16 protein-coding genes are annotated in these 14422 nt (G+C 70.2%); 6 read left to right on the top strand and 10 right to left on the bottom strand.

Features of this window, described 5'->3' with window-relative positions:
• Positions 1 to 57: 57 nt before the first annotated feature.
• The 3 genes from J3P44_RS11230 to J3P44_RS11240 all read right to left on the bottom strand — a co-directional run bounded on the left by J3P44_RS11230 (position 58) and on the right by J3P44_RS11240 (position 1910).
• On the bottom strand, positions 58 to 690 hold the full coding sequence (locus tag J3P44_RS11230; protein WP_255890430.1) for a DUF305 domain-containing protein: 633 nt from the start codon (positions 688 to 690) through the stop codon (positions 58 to 60).
• Positions 691 to 778: 88 nt separating this feature from the next.
• Positions 779 to 1231, bottom strand: coding sequence for a hypothetical protein (locus tag J3P44_RS11235; RefSeq protein WP_255890431.1), 453 nt, complete (start codon positions 1229 to 1231; stop codon positions 779 to 781).
• A 109-nt stretch (positions 1232 to 1340) separates the two neighbouring features.
• Positions 1341 to 1910 carry a hypothetical protein gene (locus tag J3P44_RS11240; protein ID WP_255890432.1) on the bottom strand — a complete coding sequence of 190 codons (570 nt, stop codon included), beginning with the start codon at positions 1908 to 1910 and terminating at the stop codon, positions 1341 to 1343.
• 96 nt (positions 1911 to 2006) lie between these two features.
• Between J3P44_RS11240 and J3P44_RS11245 the strand changes: the two genes are divergently transcribed.
• Complete coding sequence (locus J3P44_RS11245; protein WP_255890433.1) at positions 2007 to 2414, top strand: winged helix-turn-helix transcriptional regulator; 408 nt, start codon at positions 2007 to 2009, stop codon at positions 2412 to 2414.
• A 16-nt stretch (positions 2415 to 2430) separates the two neighbouring features.
• On the opposite strand, the gene J3P44_RS11250 is transcribed toward J3P44_RS11245, so the two are convergent.
• The gene (locus J3P44_RS11250) at positions 2431 to 3198 is read right to left on the bottom strand and encodes a TetR/AcrR family transcriptional regulator (RefSeq protein ID WP_255890434.1); all 768 of its coding nucleotides are present in this window, start codon (positions 3196 to 3198) and stop codon (positions 2431 to 2433) included.
• Positions 3199 to 3293: 95 nt separating this feature from the next.
• Here J3P44_RS11250 and J3P44_RS11255 point away from each other — a divergent pair, with 95 nt between their 5' ends.
• On the top strand, positions 3294 to 3695 hold the full coding sequence (locus tag J3P44_RS11255; protein WP_255890435.1) for a VOC family protein: 402 nt from the start codon (positions 3294 to 3296) through the stop codon (positions 3693 to 3695).
• 47 nt (positions 3696 to 3742) lie between these two features.
• On the opposite strand, the gene J3P44_RS11260 is transcribed toward J3P44_RS11255, so the two are convergent.
• On the bottom strand, positions 3743 to 6094 hold the full coding sequence (locus J3P44_RS11260; protein WP_255890437.1) for an ATP-binding protein: 2352 nt from the start codon (positions 6092 to 6094) through the stop codon (positions 3743 to 3745).
• A 109-nt stretch (positions 6095 to 6203) separates the two neighbouring features.
• Here J3P44_RS11260 and J3P44_RS11265 point away from each other — a divergent pair, with 109 nt between their 5' ends.
• Both J3P44_RS11265 and J3P44_RS11270 read left to right on the top strand, forming a co-directional pair.
• Positions 6204 to 6956, top strand: coding sequence for a class I SAM-dependent DNA methyltransferase (locus tag J3P44_RS11265; RefSeq protein ID WP_255890438.1), 753 nt, complete (start codon positions 6204 to 6206; stop codon positions 6954 to 6956).
• A complete protein-coding gene (locus tag J3P44_RS11270; protein ID WP_255890440.1) occupies positions 6953 to 7417 on the top strand; it encodes a hypothetical protein in 465 nt (154 codons plus the stop codon). Before J3P44_RS11265 ends, J3P44_RS11270 begins: the two co-directional genes overlap by 4 nt.
• A gap of 16 nt (positions 7418 to 7433) precedes the next feature.
• On the opposite strand, the gene J3P44_RS11275 is transcribed toward J3P44_RS11270, so the two are convergent.
• Positions 7434 to 8351 (bottom strand): EamA family transporter, encoded by a 918-nt coding sequence (locus J3P44_RS11275; RefSeq protein ID WP_255890442.1) that lies wholly within the window; start codon positions 8349 to 8351, stop codon positions 7434 to 7436.
• A 28-nt stretch (positions 8352 to 8379) separates the two neighbouring features.
• On the opposite strand from J3P44_RS11275, the gene pdxR reads away from it, so the two are divergent.
• A complete protein-coding gene (gene pdxR, locus J3P44_RS11280; protein WP_443678173.1) occupies positions 8380 to 9849 on the top strand; it encodes a MocR-like pyridoxine biosynthesis transcription factor PdxR in 1470 nt (489 codons plus the stop codon).
• Between the two features lie 5 nt (positions 9850 to 9854).
• On the opposite strand, the gene J3P44_RS11285 is transcribed toward pdxR, so the two are convergent.
• The gene (locus tag J3P44_RS11285; protein ID WP_255890444.1) at positions 9855 to 10589 is read right to left on the bottom strand and encodes an SDR family oxidoreductase; all 735 of its coding nucleotides are present in this window, start codon (positions 10587 to 10589) and stop codon (positions 9855 to 9857) included.
• Between the two features lie 161 nt (positions 10590 to 10750).
• On the opposite strand from J3P44_RS11285, the gene J3P44_RS11290 reads away from it, so the two are divergent.
• Positions 10751 to 12031, top strand: a complete 1281-nt coding sequence (locus tag J3P44_RS11290) for an MFS transporter (protein ID WP_255890445.1) — start codon at positions 10751 to 10753, stop codon at positions 12029 to 12031.
• Between the two features lie 28 nt (positions 12032 to 12059).
• Here J3P44_RS11290 and J3P44_RS11295 read toward each other — a convergent pair whose 3' ends face one another.
• The 3 genes from J3P44_RS11295 to J3P44_RS11305 all read right to left on the bottom strand — a co-directional run bounded on the left by J3P44_RS11295 (position 12060) and on the right by J3P44_RS11305 (position 14374).
• On the bottom strand, positions 12060 to 12662 hold the full coding sequence (locus tag J3P44_RS11295; RefSeq protein WP_255890446.1) for a TetR/AcrR family transcriptional regulator: 603 nt from the start codon (positions 12660 to 12662) through the stop codon (positions 12060 to 12062).
• A 72-nt stretch (positions 12663 to 12734) separates the two neighbouring features.
• The gene (locus tag J3P44_RS11300) at positions 12735 to 13523 is read right to left on the bottom strand and encodes a hypothetical protein (protein WP_255890447.1); all 789 of its coding nucleotides are present in this window, start codon (positions 13521 to 13523) and stop codon (positions 12735 to 12737) included.
• Positions 13520 to 14374: an alpha/beta fold hydrolase gene (locus J3P44_RS11305; protein ID WP_255890448.1), complete on the bottom strand. Its 855-nt coding sequence runs from the start codon at positions 14372 to 14374 to the stop codon at positions 13520 to 13522. The genes J3P44_RS11300 and J3P44_RS11305 overlap by 4 nt, the downstream gene beginning before the upstream one ends.
• Positions 14375 to 14422 lie beyond the last annotated feature (48 nt).

Consider the following 14422-nt stretch of genomic DNA (forward strand, 5'->3'; position numbering starts at 1 on the left):
GGACACATGGAGGAATCGACACGTACGGGGGAAAGAGCTGTGCTGCCGGACCCTACGTCAGGAGGTCGAGAGCAGTCCTTGCATGGTGTCGATCTCGGCGGTCTGGGCGGCAACGATGTCTTCGGCGAGATCGATGGCAGGCTTGTACTGCCCGTTCTCGGTCTGGGCCTTGGCCAATTCGACGGCACCTGTGTGGTGCTCGATCATCATCTCCAGCCACGTGGCCTGGAACTCGCTGTCGGGTGCGTCCTGGAGCGCAGTCATGTCCTCGGCCGTCATCATGCCGGGCATGCTGGTGTCCATCCCTTCCATGGACTCGCCCATGTCGCCCATGTCGTGACCGGCGTTGGCGTGGTCGCGCATGGTCTCGGGGACCTCTTCGTCCCATTCGGTGAGCCAGTCCGTGAAGGTCTCGATCTCGGGTCCCTGCGCGGCCCGGATCTGTTCAGCCAACGCGGTGACCTCCGGGTCGAGGGGACGCTCCACCGTCAGATCGACCATGGACAGGGCCTGGGCGTGGTGCTGGAGCATCTCGGAGGCGAAGGCCACGTCGGCGTCGTTGTGCTCGGTCGTCGAGCTCTCTGTGGCAGCGCCGGACGTGTCGTCGTCGCCGCAGGCGACGGCGACCATCCCGAGGCCGAGGGTGAGGGCAGTGGCGCCGAGGGCGCGGGTGATGGTGCGGGTACGCATGCTGTTCTCCTGGTGCGGTGCAGGTGTGTGAGGGGTCGGCATCAACGACCGCTCGGCGGGCTCGCCGGAGCGGCTGGATGGATGCCTGTCAGCACCTGATGACGGAGAACTGCCACACCGGTGGTGGCCCGGTGCCGGTAGGGGCCAACCGCAGAGCGGGGCGGACGTGGGTGGCGGCGGGGCGCAGGATCGCCCACGGGCGGTGGGTGCGCCCGCCGAGGGCGTACAGGCCGAGCAGGGTGGACACGGCCGCCAGCATGGCCACGCAGAGCATCAGCAGGTCGCCGAGGCTGTGACCCGTCGCGCCGGCATCGCCGGCACCATGGACGGGTGCCGTGCGAGCCGGGTCCTCGGCTCGAGTGGTGGAGTGCCCACCGTCTGCATGTGCTGCGCTCGTGCTGATCGGTGCAGCGGTCGTCTGCTCGTGGGGCATGCCGTGGTGGGAGAGGACGTGCATGCCGAAGAGGCCGATGACGATGGCCAACGCGGCCCCCAGGCGCATGAGCCGGCCCGTGGGGACGTCTCGACGCTCTGCCTTCATCGTCGTCACCTCCTCGCTGCCAGGCTGACAAGTCTGCACGACAGGGCGCAGCACGTTCCAACTCGACCGCCACCAACAGCGCAGAGTGCGCTCCCCACAGGCCCTGTCGCTAGCGGTGGATCCGCCGGTCCACGGAGATCCAGTTCGTCTCCCACGTCGCGCCGCCGTCGTCCGAGAACGCCTGCTCGAACCTGGCCTTGTCCGGTCCGAGGCGGAAGATCAGGAAGCGCACCTCGATCGGTCGTCCGTCGAGCTGGTCCTTGCCGTAGAACTCGCCGACCCCGTCGTCGAACCCCCCGTAGACCGAGGACGTGAGCAGGCCGTCACGCATGTTGACGAACGTCGAGCTCCATCGATCGGCCTGAGGCTCGTACAGGCGGACGTTGAGCCCCTCGATCCGACCCGCCTCGCCGGAGATGTCGAGCTCGACGACGTTCGCGCGGCCGTCCATCAGCGGCCGCACGTCGCTCGTGCCGCTGAACCGCAGCCACTCCTCCGATCCGGAGAGCGGGTCGGCCAGCACACGGACGTCGGACCGCCACGAGCCGAGCTCCCAGTCGAAGTCCTGCTGCCCGTCAGACGAGACAGAGGGGGCAGAGACGGCGGCGGCCGAGAGTGTGGGGGCCGAGCCGGCAGGGGTTGGCGCGACCGCCCCGCCGCTGCTGGCCGTCGCGGTCACCAGCACCGCCACGAGACAAGCGACGGCGACTCGGTTGTGTGTCAGGGTTCTTGCCGGAGAGAGGTTCATAGAGCGAGCATCCGAACGGAGCGACCCATGGACAAGAAGGCACCTTCAGGTAACCCCTCGGCATCGCGCCCCAACCCGCTGCCCGGTTGCCCGATGGCCGCGGCGTTCGCGGCGGTCGGCGGGAAGTGGAAGCTGACCTTGATCTACTGGCTGGCCCATGGCGAGTCGCACTTCGCCGGACTCCGCCGCCGCGCCGCGCCGATCACACCCAAGGTGCTCGCCGAGCAGCTGCGCGAGCTGGAGGCCGACGGGCTGGTCGAGCGGGTGGAGACCGGGCCGGTGCCGGCACCGGTCATCTACCGCCTGACGCCGTACGGCTCGACGGTGCTGCCGGTGGTGGAGAGCGTCCGGCTCTGGGGCGAGTCCCACCTCGAGCGCACCGATGGGTCGGCCGCGCCGACCGACCGGATGTCGTGCGGTCGAGCGGTCGCCTAGCTGTTGAAGTCCTGACTCAGTGGACGCCGATCAGCGCCGCCAGGCCGTCGAGCGTGCGGGCCAGGCCGAAGTCCCAGGCGCGGTCGGCCTCCCAGGCGCTGCCCTGCGCCTCGCCGGCGGCGGACCCGATCCGGACGGCGCGAGGGTACGCCTCGGGATCGAGGGCCCGGGCGAGGATGGGCTGATTGGCGACCCACCAGTCCGCGTCGCTCATCGCCGAGTCGGTGGTGGCCCGGGCGGCGTCGTGGGCTGAGCGGCAGTGGGACTGCACGAACCCGAGCAGGTAGGTCAGCGCCGCATCCGTGTCGACATCGGACAGGCCGGTGCCGTCGAACGCCGCGAGCTCGTGCTCGTACTTCGCCATCACTCCCGGCCCCAGCGGCGGGCGGCTCAGCGCGGCGACCTCGGTGAGCCACGGGTGTGAGGTGAGCAGGTCGCGATTGGTCTCGGCGACGACCTCGAGCCGGTCCCGCCACGCCTCCCCCGCCCACGGCATACGGGCCATCCGGGCATAGCTGGCGTCCACCATCAGGTCGAGCAGCTCGGGCTTCCCCGGGACGTAGGTGTAGACGGACATCGCAGAGACGCCGACCCGCTCGGCCACGGCTCGCATGGTGACCGCGGCGAGGCCCTGGTCGTCGGCCAGGCGCAGCGCCGCGTCGACGACCTGGGCGACGGTCACCGACCGGGCCGGGCCCTTGCGCCGCGGCGCCGCAGACTCCTCGCCCCACAGGAGCGCGAGCGTACGGCTGGGCTCGCCGGACCCGGTGCTGTTCTCCGTCATGGGAACCATCCTGCCACGAATACGTGTACGACGTACGGTATACGATGTACAATGTCGCCGTAACCCAGACCACCGACCGACCAGGAGACCACTGCATGCGCATCACCGAGACCGCCGTGTCGCTCAACGTTCCCGACGTCGAGGCCTCGGCCTCCTGGGTGCAGAAGCACCTGGGATTCACCGAGGCGATGGCCGCCGACGGGTTCTGCTCGCTGGCCCACCCGCAGGCCGGCGTCAACCTCATCTACCTCCGCACAGGGCTGCCGACGTTCAAGCCTGCCTCCGCCGGGGGCAGGGTCGACGGCCTGCTCGTGGTCTTCACCGTCGAGGACATCGACGCGGACTACGCACGGCTGCGGGAGGAAGGCGTCGAGATCGTCACCCCCATCGAGACCGAGCCCTGGGGTGAGCGCTACTTCCAGATGACCGACCCGAACGGCGTGATCTACCAGCTGGTGCAGTGGGTCACGCCGCCCGACCCGCAGTACGCCGGCTGAGCCAGGGCTGGCGGCGGTGCAGCCGCGACGACTGTGCCGCCGCCACGTCAGGGCCGCGGTGGTGCGTGACCCGTCGCGTGCTGCTGGGCCAACCAGGAGGCGATCTGCGTCCGGGAGCGGAAGCCGAGCTTGAGCATGATGTGCTGGACGTGGGTCTCGACCGTCCGCACGGACAGGGTGAACCGGGTCGCGATCTGCCGGTTGCTCAGGCCCTCCGCGATCAGCTCGGCGATCTCGAGCTCGCGAGCCGTGAGCACCGTGTCCTGCTCCGACGACGGCGCCGCAGGGGCCGGCCGCTCCCCGAGCGCGTAGGCGATGCCGTCATCGACACTGAACGCCGCGCCCCTCTCGAAGGCCGCCTCGAAGGGCGCCCTGCCGAGCTGCTCGGTGGCGGTCTGGACGCACGCCTCGTGGAAGGGGTACATGTGCTGGTAGGTGGCCAAGGGGCGGCCCATGATCTCCCAGAGGCGGTCGGCCGCACCCAGCAGCGTCGCGGCTCGGTCGTGGTGCTGGAGAGCGGACTCCGCCCAGGCGAGCGACTCCATCGACCACCCCAGACCCGTCAGGTCGCGGAGCTCTCGCCGGAGCGCGATGCTCTCCTGGATCAGCTCCGCCGCCCGCGGGAGGTCGCCCTGGTGCATCACGAACAGCCCGAACGTCCACAGGGCGTACGCACGGTGGAAGCACTCGCCGGCTGGCTCGGTGATCCGGAGGAACTCCTCATGGCACCACGTCGCGCGCTCCGCGTCACCCAACAGCGCCGCGGCCGATGAGTACGACAGCAGCAGGTCGAGGCGCACGGTCAGCTCCTGGCCGGGCTCGAGCATGGCGAGGCCCCGCTCGAAGGCGGTGGTCGCGGCGGGAAGGTCGCCGCTGTAGAGAGCCACCGACCCCTCTGTCCAGCTGGCCATCGCTCGGGTCCCGGGATCGCTGGTCGTGGCCTCGATGGCCCGGGCCGAGGCCAGCCGTTGGCCCCCGACGTCGAAGTCGCCGTCGGCCAGGGCCAGGGCGGCGTCGATCAGCAGTGCCCATGCCCGCACCTGAGTGGGCGGGCCCGGCGCGTCGAGCGCCCGCGACAGCAACAGGCGACCCTCGCGGGCGAATCCGCGCCCCCACCAGTAGAAGTGGTAGACCGCAGTCAGGATCCGCATCGCCGAATCGAGGTCGCGTGACTCGGTCAGGCAGTAGTCCACCGCCGCCTGGATGTTGACGTGCTCGCGGTCCAGCCGGGCGAACCACTCCACCTGTCGAGGACTGACCCAGTCCGCGTCCGCGCGTTCGACCAGGCGCAGGTAGGCGTCGCGGTGCCGATCGCGCAGTCGCGCCCGCTCGCCGGACTGGTCGAGCTGCTCGCGGCCGAACTCCCGGATGGTGTCCAGCATCCGGTAGCGGATCACCTCCCCGTGCCGTTGCCCGACCAGGATCGACTTGTCGATCAGGTGCGCGATGGTCCCCGACACATCGGCGGCGGCCAGGCCGTCGCCCGCGCAGACCTCCTCCGCGGTGTCGAGCTCGAAGCCTCCGGTGAAGACCGAGAGACGCGCCCACAGGAGCTGCTCCTGCTCCGAGCACAGGCCGTGGCTCCACTCGATGCACGACCGCAGCGTCCGCTGCCGGCTCGGCGCCTGGCTGCGCGAGGAGCTCAACAGGTGCGGGTGGTCGGAGAGCCGGGTCAGCACCTCCCTCTCCGAGAAGGCGCGCAAGCGTGCCGCGGCGAGCTCGATCGCCAGCGGCAGCCCGTCGAGGCGCCGGCAGATCTCGGCGACGTCGTTCCGGTTGTGATCGGTGAGGCGGTAGTCGCTCACCGCCGATGAGGCCCGGTCGACGAAGAGCTCGACAGCGCCGTACTGGAGCAGGTTGGGGCTCCCCGGCCGATCGGGACCTTCCCGCTCGGCCTCGGGCAGCCCCAGTGGCGCCACCCGGAAGACAACCTCACCGGCGACGTTGAGCCATTCGCGACTCGTGGCCAGGATCCGCAGGTCCGGACAGGACTGCATCAGGGCGTCGGCGAGCTCCACGATGGCATCGACGAGGTGCTCGGAGTTGTCGAGGACGAGCAGGAGGTGCCGCGGGGCCAGGTAGTCGGTCAGGATGTCGAGCGGTGCGCGCCCCGAGTGCTCGCGGAGGCCGACCGCCACGGCGACCGTGCTGGCAACGAGGTCCGGGTCGCTGACCTGGTCGAGCTCGACCAGGACGATCCCGTCGGGGAAGCTCCGGCGTACGGCGTTGGCCACCTCGAGCGCGAGACGGGTCTTTCCCACGCCGCCCGGACCGGTCAGCGTCACCAGGCGGGAGGTGGACAGCAGGCGTCTGACCTCGGCGACGTCATGGCGACGGCCGACGAAGCTGCTCAGTGCGAGGAACGGGCCGGAGGTCGCACCCTCCACGGGTTGCCCCATGCCGTTGATCCTAGATCCGATGCCGCGGCTAGGGGGCCGAGTGGGCTAGTCACCCCCAGGGCCCATATCCGGTGGATGCGAGGGAGCAGCGACCGTAGGGTCGACGGCCATGACCAGCAGCGACTACTGGGACCACGACACGGCCGAGCAGTACGACGACTCGTCGGCGTTCATGTTCGCCCCCGAGGTGCTGGATCCGGCGGTCGCCTTCCTGGCCGAGCTGGCCGGGTCGGGACCAGCGCTGGAGCTGGCGATCGGGACCGGGCGAGTGGCGATCCCTCTCGTCGAGCGCGGGGTCCGGGTCTCGGGCATCGAGCTCTCCCAGCCCATGGTCGACGTGCTCAGGGGGAAGCGACCTGACCTGCCGGTGACGGTGGGCGACATGGCCCACGCCACGGCCCCCGAGGAAGGACCAGCCCCCGGTGAGTTCTCCCTCGTCTTCGTCGTGTGGAACAGCATCGGCAACCTGCGCACCCAGGCCGAGCAGGTCGCCTGCTTCCGCAACGCTGCTCGGCACCTGGCGCCGGGCGGGCGTCTCGTGGTCGAGCTGTGGGTCCCGGGGATCCGTCGCTTCCCGCCGGGCCAGACTGCCGTCCCCTTCCACGTCGGGGAGCGCCACGTCGGCTTCGACACGATGGACATGGCGACACAGCGTGGGACCTCGCACCACTACTCGACCCATCCGGACGGCACCATCACCTACGGCGCGAGCAACTTCCGCTACATCTGGCCGGCCGAGTGCGACCTCATGGCCCAGCTCGCCGGCCTCGAGCTGGAGAGCCGTGCCGAGGACTGGCGCGGCACCCCCTTCACCGGAGACAGCGAGAACCACGTGTCGGTCTGGCGGAAGCCGACCGGATGAAGGATCCACTGCCGCGGCGCTGGCCCGCCCATGTCCTGGCGAGCGTCGTCGTCGGCGTGGCAGCGTTCCTGGCGTTCGTGGGCACCGTCATGTGGATGCTCGAGCTCGCCGTCCCGTGCGTGCCGGACTACAGCGAGTCGGTGATCATCGCACCGGACTCATACCGGGGGCGCGTCCTGTGCTCGGTGACGAACGGAGAGCTGGGCATGAGCGTCCCTGCCCTGACGGTCCTGGGGCTCCTCCCTGCGATCGCCCTGGCCCCAGCTCTCAGCTCCTGGATCCGTCACAAGCGTTTCGTGCCGATGGTGCCCTGGCTGCTGGTCGCGATCCTGTTGCCCTGGGGCATCCGCTCCGCCGTACACCTGCTCCCGGCCGACTGCAGCGCGGCGCAGCGGAGCGCCCATGGTGCCGCCGGCTGCGAGCGCGACGAGGAGCAGCGTCCGGGACTGGGGCAGTACTGACCCGGAGTGGGAGCGATCAGGCAACGGCATGAGCCTCGGCGACGCGTGGCGGTCCGGCGGGCGTGGCTGCACCGGAGGTCGGAGTGCGGAGACCCACGACCAGGCCGAGCATGACCACGGCGATGCCCGCCCACACCGGGAGCGTCGGTGCACGACCGGTGGTGGCGATCCCGACGACTGCGGCAGCCACTGGTGCCAAGCCGCAGAGCAGGGCCGCCCGAGCGGAGCCGATGCGTGCGACGGTGGAGTACCAGAGGACGAACGCCACCGTGGTGACGATCACCGCGAGGTAGCCGATGGCGGCGAGCTCGGCGGCGTCGAGCCGGAGCACCGCGCGCGAGCCCTCGCGCACCAGCCCGATGCCAGCGAGCATCAGGGTGGCGATCCAGATCGTGTGGAGGGAGACCCCCCAAGCGGTGTGCCGGCTCAGCACCGGTATGGCGAGCAGGGTGAACGCCGCCTCGCAGCCCAGGGCGACCGCGGCCCAGGCCACGCCGGTCGCGTCGGTCTCTCCTGTGCCCACCACCAGCACGCTGCCCGCGGTCACGACGACCGCGGCGGCGGCAACCCGGGGACGCGGTACGCGCCCCTCGAGCAAGGGTCCGGCCACGCCGATGAGCACCGGCGCGCCGGCGACCGCGACCGCGATCACTGCGGGCTCGGCATGCTCGACACCACGGACGATGGCGACGTTGAAGATCACCATCCCGGTCGCGGCGACCCCGCCCAGCCAGAGCCACTCCACACCGCGCGGCCGGAGCACCCGCACTCCCACCATCCGGACCACGACGACCAGCAGCACGGTGGCGAGGGCGTACCTGAGCGCCTGTGCGGTGAACAGGGGAGCGTCGATCAGCGCGTGGGAGACGCCGACGCTGCTGCCGACGAAGCACATGCCGATGGCGCCGGGCAGGATGCGGGAAGCGCTTGTCATACCGTGAAGGTGTCAGCATTATGGCCCGATGGACAGGTCCAATCGAGAGCCAGGTGACAGGTCCACAACTCGCTCCGGGTTCCTCCACCTCGATGTGGCGGACGCGCCTCGAGGCGGTGCATCGGCCTGGCTGGCGGCCCGGGTCATGGACGCCATCGCCAGTGGGGCGCTGCCCGTGGGCGCCCGGCTCCCCGCCAGCCGCGACCTCGCCACCGAGCTGGGAGTCTCCCGCGGAGTCGTGACCGAGGCCTACCGCCGACTCGCCGAAGGTGGGCACGTCGTGGGTCAGGGCCGCGCCGGGACCGTCGTCGCGCACGCTCCGCCGCTCGCGACGCCCGAGCCCGACGCCCCACCGCGGCCCGTGCCTTTCGCCGAGCCCGACCTCGGGGTGTTCGGCGCGCTCCGGGCCGCCGAGGCGTCGATCGACCTCACGCCGGGAGTGCCGGACCTGGCGGCATTCCCGCGCTCGGCCTGGCTGCGGGCCGAACGTGCCGTGCTGCACGACCTCCCCGCGGGTGGGCTCGGATACGCCGACCCCGCCGGCGTACCGGTCTTCCGCGCCGCCGTCGCGGCCTGGCTCGCGCGCTACCGCGGGATCTCCGTCCCGCCGGAGGAGATCGTCGTGGTCGCAGGTGTGGCCCAGGCGCTGGCGATCCTGGCGCGGCTGCTGCCGGCGGTCGGTGTCGACAGGGTGGCGGTGGAGGACCCGGGCTCGTTCGGCGCGCGACGCCAGCTGGAGGCGTGGGGGATGCCGACCACGCCGGTCCCCGTCGACGCGCTCGGGCTCGATGTCGCCGGGCTCGCCGCCGACGGCGCGCCGGCGGTACTGGTCACCCCCGCCCACCAGTTCCCGACCGGAGTGCTGCTCGACGGCACACGCCGCCGCGACCTCGCGCACTGGGCCGACGACGGCGGCTGGATCCTCGAGGACGACTACGACGCCGAGCACCGGTACGACCGGCCGCCGGCGACTGCCTTGCGGGCCACCATCAGCGACCGGATCTGCTACGCCGGCAGCCTGTCCAAGACACTCGCGCCGGCGCTGCGCGTGGGGTGGATGGTGGTGCCGCCGCAGCTGCGGGCGGCCGTGATCGCCGCCAAGCGCGACCTCGACCTCGGCAACCCCAGCCTTCCCCAGCTCGTGCTGGCCAGGCTGATGGACAGTGGTGACCTGGAGCGGCACCTGCACTCGGTCCGCCTGCGCCACCGGCGTCGCCGCGACGCCATGGTCGGCGCGCTCCGTACCCATCTCCCGGACGCGACCATCCACGGGGCTGCCGCCGGACTCCACCTCACCGTCACCTTCGCCGGTGATCCAGGCAGTGACGTCGAGGTGGCCGCGGCAGCGCTGGAGCGAGGGGTCAAGCTCCATCCGCTCAGCTGGCACCGCGCCGCGCCCGGCACTCCGGGCCTGGTGCTCGGGTACGCCGCGGCCACGCCCTCGCAGATCGTCGAGGGCGTCGCGGCTCTAGGTGATGTTCGTCGACAGGGCGGATGAAGAGGTCACCACCTCACCGGTCCGTTCGCGTCGATGAACGTCCCCGTAGCGTCGGTGGCGCCGAGTCGCGCAGCCCGGTGGATGACGTCCGCGGCCTCCTCGGGCGTGAGGGGAGCCTGCTCCCTGTTGCCGGGTGCGAGGTCGGTCTGGACCCAGCCGGGGCACACCGAGGTGACCTTGATCTGGGTGCCGGCAAGAGCCTTGGACAGCACGATCGTGATCGCGTTGAGGGCGGCCTTGGAGGACTGGTAGGCGGGCACGACCATCGAGTGCCAGGGGGAGTCCGGATCGGTCTGGTGGGCCAGCGATCCCACAGTGCTCGAGACGTTCACGATCCGCCCGGCCGGACTCCGCCGGACCAGCGGCAGGAACGCTTCGAGGACGGCGACCGCGCCGAGGACGTTCGTGGCGTAGGTCTGCTGGAACATCGCGAGGTCGAGGACCTCCGTCGGCTCGGGATTGGTCGCCTCCGGAAGGATTCCCGCATTGTTGACGAGCACGTCCAGGTGCCCGAAGTGCTGGGACACATGAGCGGCGGCGGCTCGCACCGACACCGGGTCGGTGACGTCCATGGCGAGGCTGCTCACCGAGTGCCCCTCGCGTGACAGCCGGTCCGCGGCCTCCTCGCCGGCATCGGCCTTCCGAGCGGTGACGATGACGTGGCCGCAGTCGCGTGCCAGGCGGCGAGCAGCTGCCAGACCGATCCCCTTGTTGGCACCGGTGACGAGAGCGATCTTCACAAGCAGGTCCTTCCGTGACGATGTCGCGCCTTTCGCGACCGCATGCGAGCAAGCACATCAAGGGACCACCAGGTGTGCTGGCGAGAATCGGACATCGCGTCGTTGTCCGTATATCAAGATTCTCGTCTCAATATGCGGGCAACCCTGTCAGGGTTGGTGTCATGGCTCAGGTCGGGGTCGTCGCCCCAGCGCGGGCGACGCACTGGCGCCGCAACCTCTGGGTGTGCGTCGGGGGATCGTTCACGACGATCGTCGGGATGACCCTGCTCGTGCCCTTCCTGCCCATCTACGTCCGAGAGCTCGGTGCATCGACCGACGCCGAGGTCCTGCGCTGGTCGGGCATCGCCTACGGCGCACCGTTCCTCACGGCCGCACTCACGGCTCCACTGTGGGGTGCGCTCGGAGACCGCTACGGCAGGAAGTCGATGTTGATCCGCGCAAGCCTCGGCATGGCCGTCGCGATGTCCCTCATCGGCCTGGCGCAGACCGTCTGGCAGCTCGTCGCACTCCGGTTGCTGGTCGGGCTCCTCGGGGGCTACAGCTCCGCGGCGACGATCCTCGTCGCGGCCCAGGCCCCGAAGGAACGCAGCGGGTGGGCACTCGGCGTCCTCTCCTCGGGGGTGATGGCGGGGGCCGTCGTGGGACCGTTGCTCGGCGGTGTCCTGCCCGCCGCGATCGGGATCCGCCAGACCTTCTTCTTCACGGGCGCCCTGATCTTCTGCGCCTTCCTGGCCACGATGTTCCTGCTCAAGGGCGAGCCCGCGACCAGGCCGAAGCCGGCCTCCGCGGACGAGCGCGCCGAGCTCGGTCACGACCAGACCACACGGGGCTCTGCTCGCTCCGTCGCCGTCCTGCTGATCACCGCCAGCATGCTCATGTTCGGGACGATGTCGATCGAGCCGCTCGTGACGGCGTACGTCATCCACCTCGACGGCGCGCGCGGCGCGACGGTGTGGAGCGGTCTCGTGCTCGCTCTCGGCGCCGCCGGGTCGATCGCGTCAGCCCCGTTCATCGGCAAGCTGGCGGATCGCGTCGGCCCCCGCCGCGTGATCGTCAGCTGCCTCACGGCGGCGGCCGGCTGCGTGCTCGTCCAGGGACACGTGGCGAGCGCACCCCAGCTGGCCCTGGCACAGCTGGCTCTCGGCGTCAGTCTCGGTGGGCTCATGCCGTCGGTCACGGCAGCCATCCGACACGTCACGCCGGCCGATCGGGTCGGACGTACGCTCGGCCTCGGCGTCTCGGCCCAGTACGTCGGTCATGTGCTGGGGCCTGTCACCGGCGGCTTCGTCGCAGGCGCGGCTGGCTTCCGCACGGTCTTCGTCGTCACCGCGGTGGTTCTGGTGCTCGCTGCCACGATCAACGTCGTGGACGAACACCTGCGCCGCAGACGGGGTCCTACGTCGATGCGTGAGGTGGTTCCAGCGAACCTCACGTCGTCTTGAGGTAGACCCGAACGACGCGTCGAGGTGTTCAGTGGGGCAACAGGGCAGTGACCTGCTTGCGGATCTCCTCCACGACCTCGTCGTCGCTCAAGGCGACGTTGAGGCTCGACGCCATGTTGAGGAACATCACGCTGGAGACGACGCGGGCCAGCGTCGGGGCGTCGCCGTCCTCGATGCGCTCGTCGCGGCGCAGCGCCGCCGCGATGGCCTCCTCGGTCTGCCCGGCGATGGCGAGGGCCTCACCGTGATGGGGCTCGTGGGGGTCGCCGAAGACCATCTCGCGCAGGTAGGTCCGACCGTTGTCGATCTGGGCGCGGTTGCAGTGCACGACCGGCTGCACGATGGCCATGACGGCGTCGATCCCGTCCGGGATGGTCTCGGCCAGCGCCCGCCCCTTCTCGAGCGCCGATGAGTACTGGGCGTTCTGGACCAGCAGGAGGAGCTCGCCCTTGGTCTTGGCGTAGAGGAAGAGCGTGCCCGTGCCGATGTCCGCCTTCTCGGCGATCTGCTGGGTGGTGACGTCATCGACACCGTGTTCGGCGAAGAGCTCAGTCGCCGCGGCCGTGATGCGCTCGAGCTTGGCCTGCTTGTTGCGCTCGCGCCGTCCGGTCGGCGGGTCGGCTGATGACATGGCGGGATCCTCCGGAGAGCTGGGGCGTTGCTTGCTCGGGGCTGAGCATAGGCATCCACGTCCGGGTCCTGGTCACTCCGTGTGGTGGGCGAGGGCCTTGCCGTCCTGGACGAAGGTCAGCGCTGCCGAGACGTCGTAGGCATGGATCGCCGAGGCGACGGGGGCGAGCACGTAGGACAGCCGCTCGCTGTCCGTGCTCTCGAAGAATGCCGTCCGCGCGACTGCGTCGGCGAAGCCCAGGACGAGCGAGGCATGGAACCGTTGGTCGACCGGGTTGTCGTGCGAGACATCCGGGGTGTTCCACGTCAGCTTGTTCCATGGCAGGAACGTCTGCGTGCGCAGCTCCTTCAGGACGCCGGTGTCGATGAGCCGCGGGACCACCTCGTTCGCGACGACCTTTCGGAACGCTCGCCCCGAGACGCCGCTCCTGCGGCGCAGGTGGATGACGGCCCGGGCACCGACGGTCTCAGCCGGGCTCGCGACGTCGTACCAGCGCGACGAGCCCGGCGGACCGGCGTACAGGAGGGTGCGGCGGAACACGTTGATCTCGTCCTTGTAGGCGAGCTTCGTCTGAGTGCGACCCTTCAGCGGCGAGAGGGCTGACTGGAAGGTGACCTCCGCGACCCCGTCGACCTTCCGGTCGGGCGGGATCTGGGTCTCCACGCCCTCGGTGGCAGGCCATCGGCCTGGGTTGGTCTCGGCGAGGTGGAGCTGTCGGTACTCCTCCATCCCCGGGCTCGCCGAGATGATTGCTGAGTGGGGGCCCTTCCAGTGGTCCATGCCGGTCTGGCGCGGCTGGTCGGTCCGCATCCACAGCAGGATGGACGAGCTGAAGTGCTTACGTGCGTGCGCGGTGCTCATGCGGCAAGGAACTCGGCGGCGACGGGCGCGAACTTCTCGTGGAACTGGAAGATGCCGCCGTGGCCGGAGTTGGGATAGATGATCAGCTGACTGCCCGTGATGCGGCGGTGCAGGTCCTCGGAGAGGACGGTGGGCACCATGCGGTCGTTGTCGCCGTTGGCGATCAGGGTCGGCTGGGTGAAGGTCGACAGGTCCGAGGGAGCCGAACGCCCGTACTTCTGGATGGCCTTCAGCTGGGTGCGGAGTGCCTTGAGGGTGATGTCCTGGTCGCGGTCGGTGGTGCGCTCCTGGAGCCGCTTGACGAACGCCTTGCCGGCGGCCTTGCCCGTGGCGTCGCGGTTGAAGAAGAGGAACTCCTTCGGGTCCGATCGCGTGAGGGTGGCGCGCAGGATGTCCCAGTAGGTGACGCCGACGACCTTGTCGATGTCCTTGCCGCCACGCGGCCCGGTGCCGGTCAGGACGAGCCGGCGGACCAGGTCGGGGTGCTTGACGATGAGGTCCTGGGCGATCATGCCGCCCATCGAGAACGAGAAGATGTCGATCTTCTCGAAGCCGAGCGCGGTGATGAACTCGTGGGCGTGGTCGGCTGCCTCCTCGATCGTGTCCGGCACCTTCCCCGTCGAGGCGCCGACCCCGCGCTGGTCGAAGGTGATGACGTGCCGCGTCTTCGCGATCGCGTCGACGATGCGGGGGTCCCAGTTGTCCAGGGTCGCGGCGAGGTGGACGAAGAAGACGACCGGGATGCCGCCTCGCGGGCCGAGCTCGCGGTAGGCGTAGGTCGCGCCCTTGGTGGTGACGGTGCGTGCCGGCGCCTCGGCGTAGGAGGTGACGGGTTCGGTGCTGCTGGTCATGGCTGGTCCTTGGAAGAGTCATTATTGAGGGACCTCAATAATGACTGT

The organism is Nocardioides astragali (assembly GCF_024436375.1).
Classification (GTDB): domain Bacteria; phylum Actinomycetota; class Actinomycetes; order Propionibacteriales; family Nocardioidaceae; genus Nocardioides; species Nocardioides astragali.

What these genes read in the sequence shown, in the direction of transcription:
- J3P44_RS11230 (WP_255890430.1), bottom strand. Translation starts at nt 690, where the DNA reads ATGCGTACCCGCACCATCACCCGCGCCCTCGGCGCCACTGCCCTCACC.
- J3P44_RS11235 (WP_255890431.1), bottom strand. Translation starts at nt 1,231, where the DNA reads ATGAAGGCAGAGCGTCGAGACGTCCCCACGGGCCGGCTCATGCGCCTG.
- J3P44_RS11245 (WP_255890433.1), top strand. Translation starts at nt 2,007, where the DNA reads ATGGACAAGAAGGCACCTTCAGGTAACCCCTCGGCATCGCGCCCCAAC.
- J3P44_RS11250 (WP_255890434.1), bottom strand. Translation starts at nt 3,198, where the DNA reads ATGACGGAGAACAGCACCGGGTCCGGCGAGCCCAGCCGTACGCTCGCG.
- J3P44_RS11255 (WP_255890435.1), top strand. Translation starts at nt 3,294, where the DNA reads ATGCGCATCACCGAGACCGCCGTGTCGCTCAACGTTCCCGACGTCGAG.
- J3P44_RS11260 (WP_255890437.1), bottom strand. Translation starts at nt 6,094, where the DNA reads ATGGGGCAACCCGTGGAGGGTGCGACCTCCGGCCCGTTCCTCGCACTG.
- J3P44_RS11265 (WP_255890438.1), top strand. Translation starts at nt 6,204, where the DNA reads ATGACCAGCAGCGACTACTGGGACCACGACACGGCCGAGCAGTACGAC.
- J3P44_RS11270 (WP_255890440.1), top strand. Translation starts at nt 6,953, where the DNA reads ATGAAGGATCCACTGCCGCGGCGCTGGCCCGCCCATGTCCTGGCGAGC.
- J3P44_RS11275 (WP_255890442.1), bottom strand. Translation starts at nt 8,351, where the DNA reads ATGACAAGCGCTTCCCGCATCCTGCCCGGCGCCATCGGCATGTGCTTC.
- pdxR (WP_443678173.1), top strand. Translation starts at nt 8,380, where the DNA reads ATGGACAGGTCCAATCGAGAGCCAGGTGACAGGTCCACAACTCGCTCC.
- J3P44_RS11290 (WP_255890445.1), top strand. Translation starts at nt 10,751, where the DNA reads ATGGCTCAGGTCGGGGTCGTCGCCCCAGCGCGGGCGACGCACTGGCGC.
- J3P44_RS11295 (WP_255890446.1), bottom strand. Translation starts at nt 12,662, where the DNA reads ATGTCATCAGCCGACCCGCCGACCGGACGGCGCGAGCGCAACAAGCAG.
- J3P44_RS11300 (WP_255890447.1), bottom strand. Translation starts at nt 13,523, where the DNA reads ATGAGCACCGCGCACGCACGTAAGCACTTCAGCTCGTCCATCCTGCTG.
- J3P44_RS11305 (WP_255890448.1), bottom strand. Translation starts at nt 14,374, where the DNA reads ATGACCAGCAGCACCGAACCCGTCACCTCCTACGCCGAGGCGCCGGCA.